Source organism: Streptomyces sp. NPDC093064 (assembly GCF_044754605.1).
GTDB lineage: Bacteria > Actinomycetota > Actinomycetes > Streptomycetales > Streptomycetaceae > Streptomyces.
This window is the reverse complement of record NZ_JBIVPK010000019.1, coordinates 100,185-116,349: the sequence shown is the minus strand read 5'-3', so window position 1 is coordinate 116,349 and position 16,165 is coordinate 100,185. Positions and strand designations below refer to the sequence as shown.

Sequence of the window (16,165 nt, the reverse complement as noted above, 5' to 3'; positions counted from 1 at the left end):
CGGGAGCGGGAAGTTGCCTCAGTACGCGGTGCTGACGGCGTCGCCCCGGCGGCTGGCGTGCCAGGGGAGCAGGAGTTTCTCGGCGATTTCCACCAGCACGAAGAGGACGACACCGATCAGCGACATCACCAGGAGTCCGGCGAAGAGCATCGGGGTGTCGAGATTGCCGTTCGCCTGGAGGATCACATAGCCGAGACCTTCGTTGGCACCGACGAACTCGCCGACGACCGCACCGGTGACCGCCAGCGTGACGGCCACCTTCAGACCGGAGAACAGGTGCGGGAACGACGCCGGGAAGCGGATCTTGACGAAGGTCTGCAGCGCGCTCGCACCCATCGTCTGGGAGAGCTGGATCATCTCGGGGTCCACCGACTTCAGGCCGGTCACCATGGAGATGACCACCGGGAAGAAGGCGATGAGCACGGCGATGAGGATCTTCGGCGCGATGCCGAAGCCCAACCAGACCACGAACAGCGGTGCGATGGCGATCTTCGGGATCACCTGGGCGAACAGCAGGATGGGATACAGCGTCCTCTCGACAGTCGACGAGTAGACCATCAGCACGGCCGCGAGGACGCCGACGCCGACCGCGATCACAAAGCCCAGCAGCGTCTCGTACGTGGTCACCCAGCTGTGGTGCCAGAGGTAGCCGCTCTTGGTGGCCATCAGATCCAGGGTCGCGCCCGGCGACGGCACGAGGTACGACTCGACCAGGCCGGAGGCCGAGACGGCCCACCAGGCGACGAGGCACGCGAGGAGCAGGGCGAACGGCCGCCACGACCGCTCCACCGCCTCGCCGAGCCGTTCGGCCGCACCACGCTGCGCGCGCTCCTTGACTCCCGCCGGGGGAGCGGGAGTTCGGCGGATGGTGCTCTGGCTCATGAGTGAACTCCTCTGACGTCGGGTCGTGCCGGGAAAGGAGCCGTGGGGGGTTGGTGAAACGCCTGGTAGTATCGGAAAACGCTTCCAGAAAGCGCTTTCTGCTATGCTCTGCCACGTTAGGGACAGCGCGTACGAATGGTCAATAGGGCGTCAAGAGGTTTCCGGACCTCGCCCCGCCCGTGGCTCTGTGCGATCTGGGGGTGCCGTGAACCGACCCGTAAGCCGAGACAACGCGCCTGTACCCGAACGGCCCGAACGGGCACGGGCGCATGTGACCCTGGATTCCGTCGCCCGTACCGCCGGGGTCTCCGCGGCCACCGCCTCGCGAGCACTCAACGGCACCGCACGGGTCCGCGAGGACCTGCGCACGCGCGTGCTGCGTGCCGCCGAGCACCTCGGCTACATACCCAACGCCCATGCGCAGGCGCTCGCGAGTGCCCAGAGTTCCGTCGTCGGTGTCATCTGCCACGACGTCGGCGACCCGTACTTCTCCGCCATAGCCAGCGGCGTGATGCGCGCCGCCGCCGCCCGGCACCTCATGGTGATGCTGGCGAGCACCTTCCGCGAACCCGCCCGTGAGGTCGCCTACGTCTCGACGCTGCGCGCCCACCGCGCCCGCGCCATCCTGCTCATCGGCTCCGGCTTCGAGGACGCGGACTGGGAGCGGTCGATGGCCGCGGAACTGGGGCCGTACGTGGCCGGCGGCGGCCGGGTCGCCGTCGTCAGCCGCCACCGCAGCCTGCGGGTGGACACGGTGCTGCCGGAGAACCGGGCCGGGGCGGCGGAGCTGGCCAGGGCCCTGATCGGCCTGGGGCACCGGGAGTTCGCGGTGCTGACCGGGCCGCCGTCGCTGACGACGGTCGCCGATCGGCTGCGCGGCTTCCGTGACGCGCTGGCCGAGCACTCGATCCGGCTGGCCGCCGACCAGGTGGTCGAGGGCGCGTTCACGCGTGAGGGCGGGTACGCCGCGACCGCCGAACTGCTCGCCCGGGGTCTCAGGGCGAGTTGCGTCTTCGCCGTCACGGACGTGATGGCCGTCGGGGCACTGGCGGCACTGCGCGAAAGCGGGCTCCGGGTACCGGAGGACCTGTCGCTCGCGGGCTTCGACGACGTACCGATCGTCCGGGACCTCACCCCGCCGCTGACCACGGTCGCGCTGCCGCTCGTTCGGATGGGGGAGACCGTCCTGGACCTGGCGCTGCGCGAGCCGCGGGGGCGGCGCTCGCGCGTGGAGCGCATCGCCGGCGAGATCCTGCTGCGGGGCAGCACGGCCCCCTGGCGAGGCGGCACGGCGCCGCCGGGACGGGGGTGACGTCACGCGCCCGGCCGCCCACCGACTCCTGGCCGCGCACGGACTCGGGGGCCGCGCACCGGCTCCGGCGCCGCCCACCGGTCCCCGGACCGCTCACCGACTGCCCGGTCGCACGCCAGACCCGGCTCGCAATGGCAAACCACTTCAGTCACTTCAGACGGAAGGACCGCCCATGACACCGCTGCGGCTCCCGCTCGGCGACCTGACCATCGACCGCGTCACCACGTACGCCGTTGCCCTGCCCACCCGGCGCTCCTTCGGAGTCTCCGGCGGCGCGGTGGCCGTGGCCGGCCGGCCCAGCATCCGCGTCCTGGTACGGGTCGACGCCGACGGCGTGCACGGCTGGGGCGAGGCGACGCCGATCCCCGCGTGGACCTACGAGACCGCGGAGTCGATCGTCACGACCGTCGACCGCTATCTCGCGCCGGCGGTCCTCGGGCGCCCGGCCTGGGACCTCGACGGCGTGGACGCCGCGTTCGACCGGGCCGTCAACCGGGGCTTCACCATCGGCGCCCCGCTGGCCAAGGGAGCGGTCGACGTCGCGCTGCACGACCTGCTCGGCCGGGCGGCCGGCGTGCCGCTGGGCACGCTGTGGGGGCAGCGGCGCCGGGAGACGATCGAGCTGGGCTGGGTCGTCTCCGGCCAGTCTCCGGCGGAGGTCGGCGACAGCGTGGCGGAGGGCGTGGACGAGGGCTATCGGGCGTTCAAGGTGAAGGTGGGGCTGCACGACGAGGAGACGGACGCGGCCGTGGTGGCTGCCGTGCGCGAACATGCCCCGGTCGGAGCCCCGTTGTGGGTGGACGCCAACCAGGCGTACACCGTGCCGGCCGCGCTGCGCATGTCCGCCCGCCTGGCCGGCCTCGGGGTGACCGCCTTCGAACAGCCGCTGCCCGCCAACGACATCGCCGGACTGCGCAGGCTCCGGGACGGCTCGCCGATCCCGGTCGCGCTCGACGAGAGCCTGCGCCACCCCACCGACCTGGCGACGTTCGTCCGTCTCGAGGCCGTCGACATCGCCATCGCCAAGGTGCAGCGCAGCGGCGGGCTCACGCTCTCGCGGCGGCTGTGTGCACTGGCCGAGGACTGCGGCGTACAGCTCATGGGGTCGGGGCTCACCGACTCGGACGTGGGGCTCGCCGCCTCGCTGCACCTCTTCGCGGCCTACGGGCTCGACACGCCCGTGGACCTGAACGGCCGTCAGTTCGTCGAATCGCCCTACGCGGGGCCGACGGTGACGATCGAGAACGGGACGGCGCGGGTGCCCGACGGTCCGGGGCTCGGCGTCGAGGTCGACGACACCGCGGTACGGAAGCTGGCTGTGGACGTCCTCGAACAGAGGCCGTGAGCAGGATCAGGCGAGGGGCCCTTTATGACCTCATCGCAGGCGGCGTCGGGTCATACCGGCTGGACGCCGCCCTGCACTTGCTCGACGGCGTGGACCAGGGGTGCGAGCACGGGCTCGGTGGCCGCCTGGTCGAGGGCCTCGCGCAGGGCCGTGTTGTGCCAGGTGCAGCGCCTGGCCGGCCTCGTGCGCCTGGACCTCGGCCACATCCTGTGGGTGCAGGCATGAGCGGCGGCGGGAATTTGACGACAGGGCCTAGCCCGGGCCGCGCTGCCGACCATCCGGATCTGTGGGTAGTGGGACGCGGGACCTCGATGCCGACGGGGTTCGGGCAGAGGGGCGAGATGATGCCGGAGAGCCGCGGGCTGGTCACCCTTCAGGCCGGTGGCCGGGCTGGACGAGACCGCACTCGTAGGCGAAGACGACGGTCTGGACCCGGTCGCGCAGGCCGAGCTTGGCGAGGATGCGGGTCACGTGGGTCTTGACCGTCGGCTCGCTCAGGAAGAGTGCCGTGCCGATCTCCGCGTTGGAGCGGCCGCGAGCGATGAGACCGAGTACCTCGAGCTCGCGCGGGGTCAGCTTCTCCAGCCCGGTGGGCCGGTCCGAACCGGGGCGCGGACGGCGTACGTACTCCTCGATCATCCGCCGGGTGATCTCCGGGGCCAGCAGCGCCTCGCCCGCGGCGACCGTGCGGACGGCCCCGGCGAGTTCGCGCGGCGGTGCGCTCTTGAGCAGAAAACCGCTCGCCCCGGCGCGCAGCGCCTGGTAGACGTACTCGTCCTCGTCGAAGGTGGTGAGGATGAGTACCCGCGCCTGGCAGCGCCCGTCCCGCAGCAGGCGGCGGGTCGCCTCGATCCCGTCCATGCGCGGCATCCGGATGTCCATGAGTATGACGTCGGGCAGCAGGGTCAGCGCACTGTCGACCGCCTCCGCGCCGTCCGCCGCCTCGCCGACGACCTCGATGTCCTCCTGACCGCCCAGAATGGAGCGGAAGCCGCCGCGGACCAGGGCCTGGTCGTCCACGAGCAGGACCCGGATCATCGGGGGGCCGCCTGCAGCGGCAGGCTCGCGGTCACGGCGAAGCCGCCGTCGCCGGAGTGCCCGGTCTCCAGGGTGCCGCCGTAGAGTCCGACTCGCTCACGCATTCCCAGCAGCCCGTGGCCGATCCTCTTCGAAGCCGACCCCGCGGACGCGCCCGTGCGTCCGGTGTCCCGCACGCTGACCTGTACGGACTGCTCGTCATAGTGCAGCACCACATGCGCCGTGGTGGGCGCGGCGTGCTTGAGCGCGTTGGTGAGTGCCTCCTGCACGACCCGGTAGACGGTCAGGTCCATGCCGGGCGGCAGTGGGCGGGTCGGACCCTCCATGGTGAGTTCGACCGGCAGGCCGACGCCGGCCATGTGCTCGATGAGCTCGGCCAGGTTCGCGGTGCCCGGCTGCGGCTTGAGCGCGAGCCGCGTCGCTTCCCCGCGCAGCAGGCCGAGCATCCGGCCCAGTTCGCCGACCGCCTGCCGGCCGGTCTCCTGAACCGAGCGCAGCGGCGCGTGCGCCTTGGAGGGATCGCGGTCGAGCAGGTCTTCGGCGGCGCCCGCCTGGACGACCATGACGCTGACGCAGTGGGCGACGATGTCGTGCAGTTCGCGGGCTATACGGGAGCGCTCCTCGGCGAGCGCGACATGGATCGCCTCTTCGCGCTCGGCCTCCAGCCGCTGGACCCGGGCCTGGTCGTCAAAGTGGCTACGGGCCTGGGCGCGCAGCACCCGGCCGGCGACGAAGACGATGGCGATCGGCACCGCGGCGAACGGGATGTTGCTGACGGTGCCGGCGTCCGGGTTGCGCAGCATCACGAGGACGACGGTGGTGACGGTCGCCGCGACGCCGAGCCACGCGGGCACGCGTTCACCGTGCCGGGCCACCGAGTAGGTGGCGAGCAGCAGTGGCAGGAAGTCGCCCCACAGGGTGAACGTCAGCGGCGTGGCCAGCATCGGTCCGGCGATCGCGACCGCGACGACCACGGCCGTGGCGAGCGGGGCCAGCCTTCGCAGCGTCAGCACCAGCGTCGCCACGAGGGTGGACACGACCAGGGGTGGCATGGGGCCGTACCGGGTCGAGTTGTCGAGATCGAAGACGATGTCGAGCAGGGCGAAGCCGGTGATTGCGAGCGCGAGCAGAGCGTCGGGCAGCAACTCCGCCGGCCTGCGCCGTAGACGCGCCGGCGCCTCCGACTCGTCTTGCGCCGGTGACTCGGCGCGTGCCGTCTTCAGCATCACCTCCGCAAGCCACCGGCGGGTGGAGCCGGGCGGCGTCATCCGAACGTCGTATTCGTCTCGTATGGATCGCGACTCGCGAACGACCCGGTGCCGACCGGGGTACGACGACGCTCCGGGTCCGCCGGGCCGACGCTGAACGGCGCGCCGCCGAGTGGCGGCACAACGCAGGAGGAGACCATGACCGTGAACCTCAAGCGCCTGGCCGGATGGGCGCTCATCGTCGGCACGATCGTCGCGGCGTTCGGCTACCTCGCCGCAAACCTCCTCGCGCCGGGCAGCGGCGACGAGGCCTTCCGCTACCACCTCTGGCCGCTGTTCGAGCGGATCGCGGTCGGTGGGAACGTCATCATCGCCCTGGGGCTGCCTGTGATCCTGACCTTCGCGGGACGGGCACCGAAGCTGCACGTCGTCGGCTACGCCGGCGTCTTCGCCGCGTTCGTGATGCTGAACATCGGCGAGGGAGTCATCGAGGGGTTCGTCAAGCCGTACCTGGTCGACCACGGCGGCATCCCCACCGAGCAGCCGTCCGGCTTCGCCGTCTTCGAGGGCGTCGCGCTGCTGTGCCTGCTCGTCGGCGCGATCTGCCTCGGCATCGCCGTGCTGCGTGCCCGGACGCTGCCGTGGTGGATCGGTGTCGCACTGTTCGTCTCGTGCCTGCTCGGCGCGCTCGGACTGCCCGGGCGGTGGTTCATCCTTCCCGACGACGTGTTCTTTGCCGCGCTGTTCGCCATCGGCGTCCACGCCGTTCGCGGGCGCAGTGAGGTTGCCACGGCGAGCGTGGTCGAGTCGGCCGCGGTCCGACCCGGATCCACAGACGGTGGAGGCTGATCGCCCCTTGCTCCGGTGGGCTTCCCGGGCCCACGGGGTTCAGGACCGCACGAACAGCCGGAAGTCGAAGGCGTACCGGGACGCGCGGTACAAGTGAGCCCTGTGCTCGACCGCCCGTCCCGTGTCGTCGCATGCCGTGCGCTGCATGGTGAGCAGGGCCGCCCCGTCCTCCTCATCGAGGCGGGCGGCCTCCGCGACCGGCAGGCGGCGTCGGGTCATACCGGCTGGACGCCGTCCTGCACTTGCTCGACGGCGTGGACCAGGGGTGCGAGCACGGGCTCGGTCGCTGCCTGGTCGAGGGCCTCGCGCAGGGCCGTGTTGTGGGTGGGGCGGGCCTCTTCCAGCAGGCGCAGGCCGTCGTCGGTGACCTCGGTGTAGATGCCGCGGCGGTCGGTGGGGCACAGGTAGCGCGAGAGCAGCCCGCGGTCCTCCAGTCGGGTCACCAGCCGTGTGGTGGCGCTCTGGCTGAGGACGACGGAGTCGGCGACCTGCCGCATCTGGAGGTGCCCGCCCTCGCCGTCGTGCTGGCGGCTCAGTACGTCCAGCAGTGAGTATTCGCGCGCGCTCAACCGGTGTGCGGTCTGAAGCGCGCGCTCGACTCTGCTCTCGATGCGTCCGTGCAGCAGCGAGAGCGCCGACCAGCCGTGCGCCAGTGCGGTCATCGCCGGGTCGGTGGCGGTCATGAGCAGCTCCCTCGGTGCGGGTCGTGCGAGTGGAGGCGGAGGGGGAAGCCTGCCGCGGTATCACGTACCTCACTCTACCCGCGTTTGCCATTAGTCGTCGTGTGCAATTATTGTTGGCGCACGTAAGGCGCTAACGCAACCCGACTTCACACGTCAAAGGACCCTCGTCATGCCGCTCGCACTGCTGGCCCTGGCCATAGGGGCCTTCGGAATCGGCACCACGGAATTCGTGATCATGGGGCTGCTGCCCCAGGTCGGCGCGGACCTCGGCGTGTCCGTACCGACGGCCGGCTTCCTGGTCACCGGCTACGCCCTCGGCGTCATGATCGGCGCACCGATCATGACCGTCCTCGGCACCAGGATCTCCCGCAAGAACATGCTCATGCTGCTCATGGGGCTGTTCATCCTCGGCAACGTCATCTCCGCCGTCGCCCCGGTCTTCGCCGTCATGCTGATCGGCCGCGTGGTGGCCTCGCTGGCCCACGGCGCCTTCTTCGGCATCGGCTCCGTCGTCGCCGCCGAACTGGTGGCCCCCGAGAAGAAGGCCGGCGCCATCTCCATGATGTTCACCGGCCTGACCGTGGCCAACGTCGTCGGCGTTCCCCTGGGCACGTACGTGGGCCAGAACGCCGGCTGGCGCGTGACCTTCCTGCTCGTCGCCGCTCTCGGTGTACTCGGCCTGGCCGGCGTCGCCAAGCTCGTGCCCGATCTGCCCAAGCCGGAGGGAGTGCGGCTGCGGCACGAGGTCGCCGCGTTCAGGAACACCCAGGTCATCTTGGCCATGGCCATGACGGTGCTCGGCTTCGGGGGCGTGTTCGCCGCGATCACCTACATCGCGCCGATGATGACCGAGGTCAGCGGTTTCGCAGGATCCTCCGTCACCTGGCTGATGGTGGTCTTCGGGCTGGGCATGGTGGCAGGCAACCTGATCGGCGGCCGTTTCGCGGACCGCAAGCTCATGCCCATGCTCTACACCGCACTGGGCGGCCTGGCGCTGGTCCTGCTGCTGTTCACCTTCCTGGCCTCCGGCAAGGCCGCCTCCGTCGTGGCCGTCTTCCTCATCGGCGCTCTCGGCTTCGCCACCGTCCCACCGCTCCAGAAGCGCGTACTCGACCACGCCCACGGCGCACCGACACTGGCCTCGGCGGCCAACATCGGCGCCTTCAACCTGGGCAACGCCCTGTCCGCCTGGCTCGGCGGCCTGGTGATCTCCGCCGGCCTCGGCTACACCGCGCCCAACGCCGTCGGGGCCGTACTGGCCGCCGCCGCTCTGGTGCTGGCCGTCATCTCACACCGGCTCGAACTGCGGCCCACCCGCACCACCGAGGCCTCCACCCCGGCGAACCTCGACCCCGCCGCGGCCACCGGCCACAGGGCCGCCCACGCCGCCGCATCCGACCACGGCGCCGCTCCCGCAGCCGCGGGACCCGTCCGCTCCTGATCCCCCACACCCAGCAGTACCGAGGAAAGGAACCCCCGATGAATTCCGTGCCGAACGTGACGCTCAACAACGGTGTGACCATGCCCCAGTTGGGCTTCGGCGTCTTCCAGGTCCCCGACGAGGAGACCACCGCCGCGGTCACCAGCGCCTTGGCGGCCGGCTACCGCAGCATCGACACCGCCGCGATCTACGGCAACGAGCGCGGCGTCGGCAAGGCCATCGCCGCCTCCGGCCTGCCCCGCGAGGAGCTCTTCGTCACGACCAAGCTGTGGAACGAGGACCAGGGCCACGACCGGACCCTGGCCGCGTTCGACGCCTCCCTGGACAAGCTCGGCCTCGACCACGTCGACCTCTACCTCATCCACTGGCCCACCCCGGCCCGCGACCTGTACGTGGAGACCTACAAGGCGCTGGAGAAGATCCTCGCCGACGGGCGTGCCCGTGCCATCGGCGTCTCGAACTTCCAGATCCCCCACCTGCGGCGGCTCATGGAGCACACCGGCATCACCCCGGTGGTCAACCAGGTGGAGCTGCACCCCGGCCTCCAGCAGACCGCGCTGCGCGCCTTCCACGCCGAGCACGGGATCGCCACCGAGGCCTGGAGCCCCCTGGCCCAGGGCGCGGTCCTCGGGGACGAGGCGATCGTGCGAGTCGCCGAGGCGTATGGCGTAACCCCGGCGCAGGTCGTGCTGCGCTGGCACCTCCAGACCGGCAACATCGTGATCCCCAAGTCCGTCACCCCCGACCGCATCCGGCAGAACCTCGACGTCTTCGGCTTCGAGCTCACCGACGCCGACATGGCCGCCCTCACGGACCTCGACCGCGGTCTGCGCACCGGCCCGGACCCCGACACCCTCAACTGACCCCGTACGTCCCCGGGTGCCCGTCCGCCGCGGACGGGCACCCGGGGACTCGGGGCACCGACACCGCCGCAGCAGCTTCACAGCCTCAACGACGGGAACGCGTCATGCAGATCGATCTCTCCGGCCGCACTGCCCTGGTCACCGGCTCCACTCAGGGCATCGGCCACGCCATCGCCACCGGCCTCGCCCGCGCGGGCGCCCGCGTCGTCGTCAACGGCCGCGGCGAGGAGCGCGTCGCGGCGGCCGTCCGCACCGTACGTGCCGACTCCGGCAGCGACGACGTCACCGGCGCCGCGGGCGATCTGGCGACGGAGCTGGGCGCCGCCGCCGTACTGGAGGCCGTGCCCACGGTCGACATCCTCGTCAACAACCTCGGCATCTTCGGCTCCGCCGCTCCGCTGGCGATCGACGACGCCGAGTGGCGCCGCTACTTCGAGGTCAACGTCCTGTCCGCCGTCCGGCTCATCCGCGCCTACCTGCCCGGAATGAAGGAACGGGGCTGGGGGCGCGTCCTCAACCTGGCCAGCGACTCGGCCGTGGTCACCCCCGCCGAGATGATCCACTACGGCATGACGAAGACCTCGCTGCTCGCCGTCAGCCGCGGGTTCGCCAAGGACGCCGCCGGCACCGGGGTCACCGTCAACTCCGTCATCGCCGGACCGACCCACACCGGCGGCGTCGAGGCATTCGTCCGCGAGCTCGTCGGCGACGAGCTGCCCTGGGACGAGGCGCAGCACGAGTTCATGGTCAAGTACCGTCCCCAGTCCCTGCTTCAGCGGCTCATCGAGCCCGAGGAGATCGCCAACATGGTCGTCTACCTCGCCTCGCCCCACGCCTCCGCCACCACCGGCGGCGCCCTGCGCGTCGACGGCGGGTACGTCGACTCCATCCTGCCCTGAGCCCGGCGACCTCTGCTCCCAAGCCCGTGGCCGGACCGTCCTCCGCAGAGGACGGTCCGGCCACGGGCCGTTTCCTCCGATTTCGCAGGCCGAGAGGCCACGCCGGCCTCACCTCCACACGCGCTTAACGCGCGCTTGCATTAAAAAGCGTGTACAATTATCGTCGTACGCAAGAAAGACACCTTCAGCGCGAAGTCCCCGGTGGCCGGCGCGGTGTTGGTGCGGTCGAGGTCCGCATCGTGGGCGGGGGACAGACGGTCGCCGGTGCGCCGGCCGCGAGGCGGACCCCCAGGGCGGCGAAGTCGGAGGTCTCCAGCTGGATGATCGGCGCCTCGAAGGCGCTTGTGGGGTAGTCCCAGCGGCCCGGGTGGTCGGGGTGGCCGAGGACGACCCCGACCGCGCCGGCCTTGCCGGGGTCACCACGCACGCACGGCACCACGGGTGGGCGTAGTGGGCGGGCCGAGGCGCAGGCACCGTTTCAGGTGTGCTACCGCCCCGAGCCGTGCGGTGAAGCGGCTAAGCGGTCTGCCGGCCCCAGCGGGCGGGAAGCGGAGCCGGCACGCCACCGTGTGAACGGCGCACACTGTGGGCTGCGGAGACGAACTCGTGAACCAGCGGGGTGGAGTCGTCCTGCCGCCAGGCGATCGCGACGGTGCTGCCGGACAGTCCGGAGACCGGGACGAACGCGAGCCCGGGGCGGGCGTAGTACCGCTGGGACGAGGACTGCGTGAACGCGATCCCGCGGCCGGTCAGTACGGCTTCCAGGCACTCGTCCACGGTGGAGACCTCGGCTCCGATCCGCACCGCATGGCCGTCCCGGTGCTCGACGCCCAGCCAGAAATCGCGCCACTCGTCCGGGGCGCGGCGGGCGACGAACGGCTCGTCGAGCACCATCTCCACCGTCACGGCCGGGTACTGGGCCAGCGGATGGCGCTCGGAAAGGATGAGCACCCGCTCCTCGTCGAGGAGAGGGGCGCTCTTGGTCCGATCGCAGCGGAGGGCGGACGAACGCCACGTCGACGTCTCCGTCGCCCAACCCTGCGAGCGGATCGGGGAAGGCGAACTGCCGCATCTGGACGTCGACGTGCGGGTGCCGGCGTCCGAACTCCTCGAGGATCGCGGGCGTCAGCTCCGCGGCGGCGTTCGCCACGAAGCCCACCGTCAAGCGGCTCGCCTTGCCGCGGGCGGCGCTCCGCGCCACGGCGATGGTCCGGTCCGCGGCGGCCAGCGTCTTGCGTGCCTCGACGAGGACAGCCTCACCGGCCGCGGTCAGCTCGACATGCCTGCTGGTACGGCGGAACAGCTCCACGCCGCACATGTGCTCCAGCTTGCGGATCTGGACGCTGAGCGCGGGCTGAGAGATGTGCAGGTGTCGTGCTGCCCGTCCGAAGTGCAGGTCCTCGGCGACGGCCGTGAAGTACCTCAGCAGACGCAGGTCCAGCTCCATGGCCGGAATGATACCGCCGGGTTCTCCGCGGGCCCAGAAGCATGCCGCCGCCCATCAATAACCCTGGATTATCGATCGGTGGCGGACTTGTATTAGACCGCCTTGCCGCACCGCATTAGCTTTGCAGAAACATCGGCGTTACCGAGGAGAGGTAAATGGCGACAGCAACGGCGCAGAAGCCAGTGGATCGTTTCCGTCAGCTCAATGACGACGACGCGGAAATCCAGGCGCACGGGAAGTATTTCTCGTGCAGCTACCTGCTCGACATGGAGACCCATTCCTTTCTCGTCCGCGTGCACCGCGGGCGCATCGAAGAACTGATCGTCGACCCGGAGCCGCTGGCGGCCTACGACTTCGCGATCCGCGCGACCGCCGAGACCTGGCAGGGATTCTGCCGGCCGACCCCCGGCCCCATGTACCACGGCATCTGGGCGGCCACCTTCCGACGGGGCATGCGCCTTGAGGGGGACCTGCTGGTCCTCATGCAGAACCTGCGCTGCCTGACCCGGCAGCTGGAACTGCTGCGCGTCACCGGCCCGCTGGGCTGACCGATCCCCCCCGCCGAAAGGAATCCGATGAGCAACAATTCCCGCATCTCCCCGGTCACCGGCCACTACGTCACCATCGACGTCGAAGGCGTCGAGTACAAGGTGTTCTATCTGGAGAACGGCGAGGGCCAGCCGCTCGTCTGCCAGCACACCGCCGGCGCCCACAACCACCAGTGGCGCGATCTCCTGGAAGACGAGGAGATCACCAGCAATTACCGCGTCATCGCATACGACCTCGCCCGCCACGGAAAGTCCGACCCGCCACGGAATACGGACTGGTGGAAAGAGGAGTACAAGCTCACCGCCGACCACTACGTGGCGTTCATCACCGCATTCTGCGACGCTCTCGGGCTGGAGGACCCGATCTTCATGGGCTCCTCCTTCGGCGGCAACGTCGCACTGCAACTCGCGCTGCGCCACCCGGACCGCTTCAAGGCCGTCATCCCGGTCGAGGGCGCCGACTACTCGCCCGGCTTCTACCTCGACTGGTGGCAGCACCCGCACGCCAACGCGGCCCAAGTGTGCGCCAGCGGAGTGTGGGACCTCATGGCACCGCAGTCCCCGGAGCGGGACCGCTGGGCCACGTGGTTCTACTACAGCCAGGGTTCCGAGGCGTTCAAGGGCGACCTGTACTTCTACTCGGTCGACCACGACCTGCGCGACCGGCTCGGCGACATCGACGGCGAGGCGTGCCCGGTGATCATGCTCACCGGCGACTACGACTACCTCACCACCCCCGAGGACGGCGAGCGCACCGCCAAGCGGATCCGCGGCGCGGAATTCATCGAGATGGAGGACATCGGCCACTTCCCGATGAGCGAGAACTACCCGCGGTTCGCGCAGTACCTCAAGCACGCTCTGCAGCGAATCGAGGAACGGACCGGCCTCCCCGGCTGAGCCGCCTTTGCCCCGGGCGTTCGACTCTCGTGACGGCGTGCGCCGGGTCGGCAGCCGTGACGCGGCTGCCGACCCGGCGCGGGGCTGAGCCCTCAACGCAGCGGGTCGTAGGGCGCCAGGTCGAACCCCGGATCGACCTGGCGGGCCAGCCGCGCGGCGACCGAACCCGCGTAGGGGCCGATCGTCAGACCGGACGCCCCGAGCCCGTTGACCACGACCAACCCGGCGACCTGCGGAACCGTGCCGAGCAGCGGCCGGATGTCGGGTCCCATCGGGCGGAAACCGATGCGGGTCTCCACATGTGTGGCGCCGGCCAGCCCAGGGGCCACCGACAGTGCCTCCCCGAGCACCTCCGCCATTCCGGCCGCGGTCACCCGGTGGTCGAAGCCGGCCTCGTCCTCGCGGGTCGCGCCGACCACCACCCGCGAGTCGTCGAAGGCCAGGAGATAGTGCCGTGACCGCGGCAGCACGACGGGCCAGTTCGCGGTTTCCACGCCGGGCAGCCGCAGATGCATGATCTGGCCGCGCTGCGGCGCGACCCGCACCTGGACGCCGATCGGTTCGAGCAGTTGCGGCGACCAGGCGCCGGCCGCCGCGATCACGGCGTCCGCGCCGACGAACTCGTCGTCGACCCGCACTCCGCGGACCGCGCCGTCGGCGACGATCGCGGCCGTGCCGTTGACGACCCGAGCGCCGTGCCGGACCGCGGCGCCGAGCATCGCGTCACGGACCGAGCGGCCGTCCAGGCGCGCTCCTCCCGGGATGTGGATCGCCGGGCCGTCGTGTCCGAGCGGCGGGAAGAGCTCGCGGGCCCGACGCGCGCCGATCAACTCCACCTCGCCGGCCATCGGGGACTTCGCGGCACGCTCGGCCACGCGCCGTAGGGCCTCCTCGGATTCGGCCTCCGAGACCAGCCGCAGCGAGCCGACCCGCCGGTAGCCGAACTCGGTCTCCCCGTCAGCGGTCAACGCCGCCAGCAGCTTTGGGTAGTGCTCGGCTCCGGCGACCGCGATCCGGTACCAGTCCGGATCGTCCACCTGGGGCGACCACGGGCAGATGATGCCCGCACCGGCCGACGTCGCGCGGCCGGGGGTCAGCGAGTCCACCAGGACCACGTCCACTCCGGCCCGGGCCAGCTCGTAACTGGCTGCCGCACCGGCGATGCCGCTGCCGACGACCACCACTCGCATGTCCTGCTCCTCCTCGTTGGACCTACTTCTTCTCACCGCACACCGCCCATGCGCCGCTGCACCCACGGTGCGATCAGGTGCATGACAGCTCCGGTGGCCATGACGGCCGCGCCGACTCCGGCGAAGTAGCCGACTTCGGTCTCCGGGCGGTAGAGCTGCACCAGTTGTGCGTTGATGCCGCCCGCTGCGGCGGAGGCCAGGAACCACAAGCTCATCATCTGGGCCAGGAAGGCCCTCGGTGCGAGCTTGGTGGTGGCCGAGAGCCCCACCGGCGACAGGCACATCGACCCGCAGATCACAACGAAGTAGCTCGCGACGAGCCACCACGGGCTGGCGAGCGCGTCCACGCCGTGCAGCAGACCGGGCCCCGCCATCAGCACGAACGAGGCACCGCCGAGCAGCAGTCCGGTGGCGAACTTGCGTGGCGTGGCGGGCTGCCGGTCACCCAGCCTGATCCACAGCCAGGCGAAGGTGGGGGCCAGGACGAGCGTGGCGATCGGGTTCAGCGACTGGAACCACGAGGACGGCACCACGAGCCCGAAGACCTCCAGGTCGGTTCGCGTGTCCGCGAACTGCGCGAGCACCGAGCCGGACTGCTCGTTGACCACCCAGTAGCACACCGCGCCGATGAACAGCGGGATGTAGGCGATCAACCGGGACCGCTCCACGGCATCGGTGTGCGGGCTCCGCAACATCATGATCAGGTACGACACCGGCACCAGCACCGCGAGCACCGTCACTGCGTTGATCAGCGTCTGGACGGTCAGGGAACCGGCGGCGCCGAGAGCCACGACCACCGCTGCCAGCACCGCGACACCCACGGCCGCGCGCATCGTCACCCGGCGCCGCTCACCGACCCGGAGCGGATTCGTCGGCACGTCCCCGGACCCGCCCAGTCGCGCCCGCCCCCGGGCGTAGACCACCAGCCCCGCGGCCATGCCGACGGCCGCGAGTCCGAAGCCGAGGTGGTAGTCGACCCGCTGCCCGAGGGTGCCCACCAGGTACGGCGCGATGAAAGCGCCCAGGTTGATGCCCATGTAGAAGAGGGAGAACCCGGCGTCGCGCCGGTTGTCGGTCGCCGAGTACAGCTCCCCGACCAGGCTGGACACGTTCGGCTTCAGGAGCCCGGTGCCGACCACGATCAGCAGCATCGACGCCAGCAGCGCGTACAACCGGCCGGGCACCGCCAGTGCCAGGTGACCGCACATGATCAGCACGCCGCCCAGCAGGACCGCTCGGCGCATGCCCAGCAACCGATCGGCCAGCCAGCCGCCCAGGATGCCGGACATGAACACCAGGGCACCGTAGATCGACACCAACGCCGACGAGGTCGGCTTGTCCAGCCCGAGCCCGCCGTCGGAGGTCTGGTCGTACAGGTAGTACAGCAGGATCGCGGACATCCCGTAGTAGGAGAACCGCTCCCACATCTCCAGGAAGAACAACGTGGCCGGACCGCGGGGGTGCCCGAAGAAACCTCGGTCGCTCGGTGGAACCTCAACCTTCGTCAGTTCGCTCATGGCCGCCTCTCGGTGGGGGGCGCGCACCGGCAGGAGGTGAAGCGCG

Annotated in this window: 16 protein-coding genes and 3 pseudogenes; 8 read left to right on the top strand and 11 right to left on the bottom strand. The window is 70.6% G+C overall.

Translation table 11 applies throughout. From position 1 onward, the window contains the following. Positions 1–18: 18 nt before the first annotated feature. The gene (locus tag ACIQFZ_RS23270; RefSeq protein ID WP_361422329.1) at positions 19–882 is read right to left on the bottom strand and encodes an ABC transporter permease; all 864 of its coding nucleotides are present in this window, start codon (positions 880–882) and stop codon (positions 19–21) included. Positions 883–1,153: 271 nt separating this feature from the next. Here ACIQFZ_RS23270 and ACIQFZ_RS23265 point away from each other — a divergent pair, with 271 nt between their 5' ends. Then, positions 1,154–2,194 (top strand): LacI family DNA-binding transcriptional regulator, encoded by a 1,041-nt coding sequence (locus ACIQFZ_RS23265; protein WP_383058294.1) that lies wholly within the window; start codon positions 1,154–1,156, stop codon positions 2,192–2,194. Positions 2,195–2,366: 172 nt separating this feature from the next. Continuing rightward, on the top strand, positions 2,367–3,539 hold the full coding sequence (locus tag ACIQFZ_RS23260) for an enolase C-terminal domain-like protein (RefSeq protein ID WP_365418245.1): 1,173 nt from the start codon (positions 2,367–2,369) through the stop codon (positions 3,537–3,539). Between the two features lie 50 nt (positions 3,540–3,589). On the opposite strand, the pseudogene ACIQFZ_RS23255 reads toward ACIQFZ_RS23260, so the two are convergent. From ACIQFZ_RS23255 to ACIQFZ_RS23245, 3 genes and pseudogenes are all read right to left on the bottom strand, one after another. After that, positions 3,590–3,697, bottom strand: a pseudogene (locus tag ACIQFZ_RS23255) (MarR family transcriptional regulator); the annotation flags it as partial. 208 nt (positions 3,698–3,905) lie between these two features. Further along, positions 3,906–4,577 (bottom strand): response regulator transcription factor, encoded by a 672-nt coding sequence (locus tag ACIQFZ_RS23250; protein ID WP_365418240.1) that lies wholly within the window; start codon positions 4,575–4,577, stop codon positions 3,906–3,908. Beyond that, positions 4,574–5,845, bottom strand: a complete 1,272-nt coding sequence (locus tag ACIQFZ_RS23245) for a sensor histidine kinase (protein ID WP_402692039.1) — start codon at positions 5,843–5,845, stop codon at positions 4,574–4,576. The genes ACIQFZ_RS23250 and ACIQFZ_RS23245 overlap by 4 nt, the downstream gene beginning before the upstream one ends. 138 nt (positions 5,846–5,983) lie before the next feature. Here ACIQFZ_RS23245 and ACIQFZ_RS23240 point away from each other — a divergent pair, with 138 nt between their 5' ends. Continuing rightward, positions 5,984–6,634: a hypothetical protein gene (locus ACIQFZ_RS23240; protein ID WP_402692038.1), complete on the top strand. Its 651-nt coding sequence runs from the start codon at positions 5,984–5,986 to the stop codon at positions 6,632–6,634. Positions 6,635–6,673: 39 nt separating this feature from the next. Here the strand turns inward: ACIQFZ_RS23240 and ACIQFZ_RS23235 are convergent. Together ACIQFZ_RS23235 and ACIQFZ_RS23230 are read right to left on the bottom strand one after the other, a co-directional pair. Further along, positions 6,674–6,829, bottom strand: a pseudogene (locus ACIQFZ_RS23235) (UTRA domain-containing protein); the annotation flags it as partial. Positions 6,830–6,849: 20 nt separating this feature from the next. Next, a complete protein-coding gene (locus ACIQFZ_RS23230; protein ID WP_365418234.1) occupies positions 6,850–7,317 on the bottom strand; it encodes a MarR family transcriptional regulator in 468 nt (155 codons plus the stop codon). Between the two features lie 169 nt (positions 7,318–7,486). Between ACIQFZ_RS23230 and ACIQFZ_RS23225 the strand changes: the two genes are divergently transcribed. The 3 genes from ACIQFZ_RS23225 to ACIQFZ_RS23215 all read left to right on the top strand — a co-directional run bounded on the left by ACIQFZ_RS23225 (position 7,487) and on the right by ACIQFZ_RS23215 (position 10,520). Continuing rightward, positions 7,487–8,758 carry an MFS transporter gene (locus ACIQFZ_RS23225; protein WP_365418231.1) on the top strand — a complete coding sequence of 424 codons (1,272 nt, stop codon included), beginning with the start codon at positions 7,487–7,489 and terminating at the stop codon, positions 8,756–8,758. A 38-nt stretch (positions 8,759–8,796) separates the two neighbouring features. Continuing rightward, the gene (locus ACIQFZ_RS23220) at positions 8,797–9,621 is read left to right on the top strand and encodes an aldo/keto reductase (protein WP_383058291.1); all 825 of its coding nucleotides are present in this window, start codon (positions 8,797–8,799) and stop codon (positions 9,619–9,621) included. A 104-nt stretch (positions 9,622–9,725) separates the two neighbouring features. Then, positions 9,726–10,520 (top strand): SDR family oxidoreductase, encoded by a 795-nt coding sequence (locus tag ACIQFZ_RS23215; RefSeq protein WP_365775992.1) that lies wholly within the window; start codon positions 9,726–9,728, stop codon positions 10,518–10,520. 184 nt (positions 10,521–10,704) lie between these two features. Here the strand turns inward: ACIQFZ_RS23215 and ACIQFZ_RS23210 are convergent, their stop codons facing one another. The 3 genes and pseudogenes from ACIQFZ_RS23210 to ACIQFZ_RS23200 form a co-directional block, all read right to left on the bottom strand. Next, positions 10,705–10,947 carry a hypothetical protein gene (locus ACIQFZ_RS23210; protein WP_402692037.1) on the bottom strand — a complete coding sequence of 81 codons (243 nt, stop codon included), beginning with the start codon at positions 10,945–10,947 and terminating at the stop codon, positions 10,705–10,707. A gap of 89 nt (positions 10,948–11,036) precedes the next feature. Then, entirely contained in the window at positions 11,037–11,471 is a 435-nt protein-coding gene (locus ACIQFZ_RS23205) for a LysR substrate-binding domain-containing protein (protein ID WP_402692036.1), read from the bottom strand. Positions 11,472–11,562: 91 nt separating this feature from the next. Next, a pseudogene (locus tag ACIQFZ_RS23200) lies at positions 11,563–11,967 on the bottom strand (LysR family transcriptional regulator); the annotation flags it as partial. 155 nt (positions 11,968–12,122) lie between these two features. Between ACIQFZ_RS23200 and ACIQFZ_RS23195 the strand changes: the two are divergent. Both ACIQFZ_RS23195 and ACIQFZ_RS23190 read left to right on the top strand, forming a co-directional pair. Further along, positions 12,123–12,515: a hypothetical protein gene (locus tag ACIQFZ_RS23195; RefSeq protein WP_365436745.1), complete on the top strand. Its 393-nt coding sequence runs from the start codon at positions 12,123–12,125 to the stop codon at positions 12,513–12,515. A gap of 27 nt (positions 12,516–12,542) precedes the next feature. Next, on the top strand, positions 12,543–13,412 hold the full coding sequence (locus ACIQFZ_RS23190; protein WP_365436748.1) for an alpha/beta hydrolase: 870 nt from the start codon (positions 12,543–12,545) through the stop codon (positions 13,410–13,412). 92 nt (positions 13,413–13,504) lie between these two features. Here ACIQFZ_RS23190 and ACIQFZ_RS23185 read toward each other — a convergent pair whose 3' ends face one another. After that, complete coding sequence (locus tag ACIQFZ_RS23185) at positions 13,505–14,602, bottom strand: NAD(P)/FAD-dependent oxidoreductase (protein ID WP_402692035.1); 1,098 nt, start codon at positions 14,600–14,602, stop codon at positions 13,505–13,507. Positions 14,603–14,634: 32 nt separating this feature from the next. Further along, on the bottom strand, positions 14,635–16,119 hold the full coding sequence (locus ACIQFZ_RS23180; RefSeq protein WP_402692034.1) for a peptide MFS transporter: 1,485 nt from the start codon (positions 16,117–16,119) through the stop codon (positions 14,635–14,637). Between the last annotated feature and the right edge of the window lie 46 nt (positions 16,120–16,165).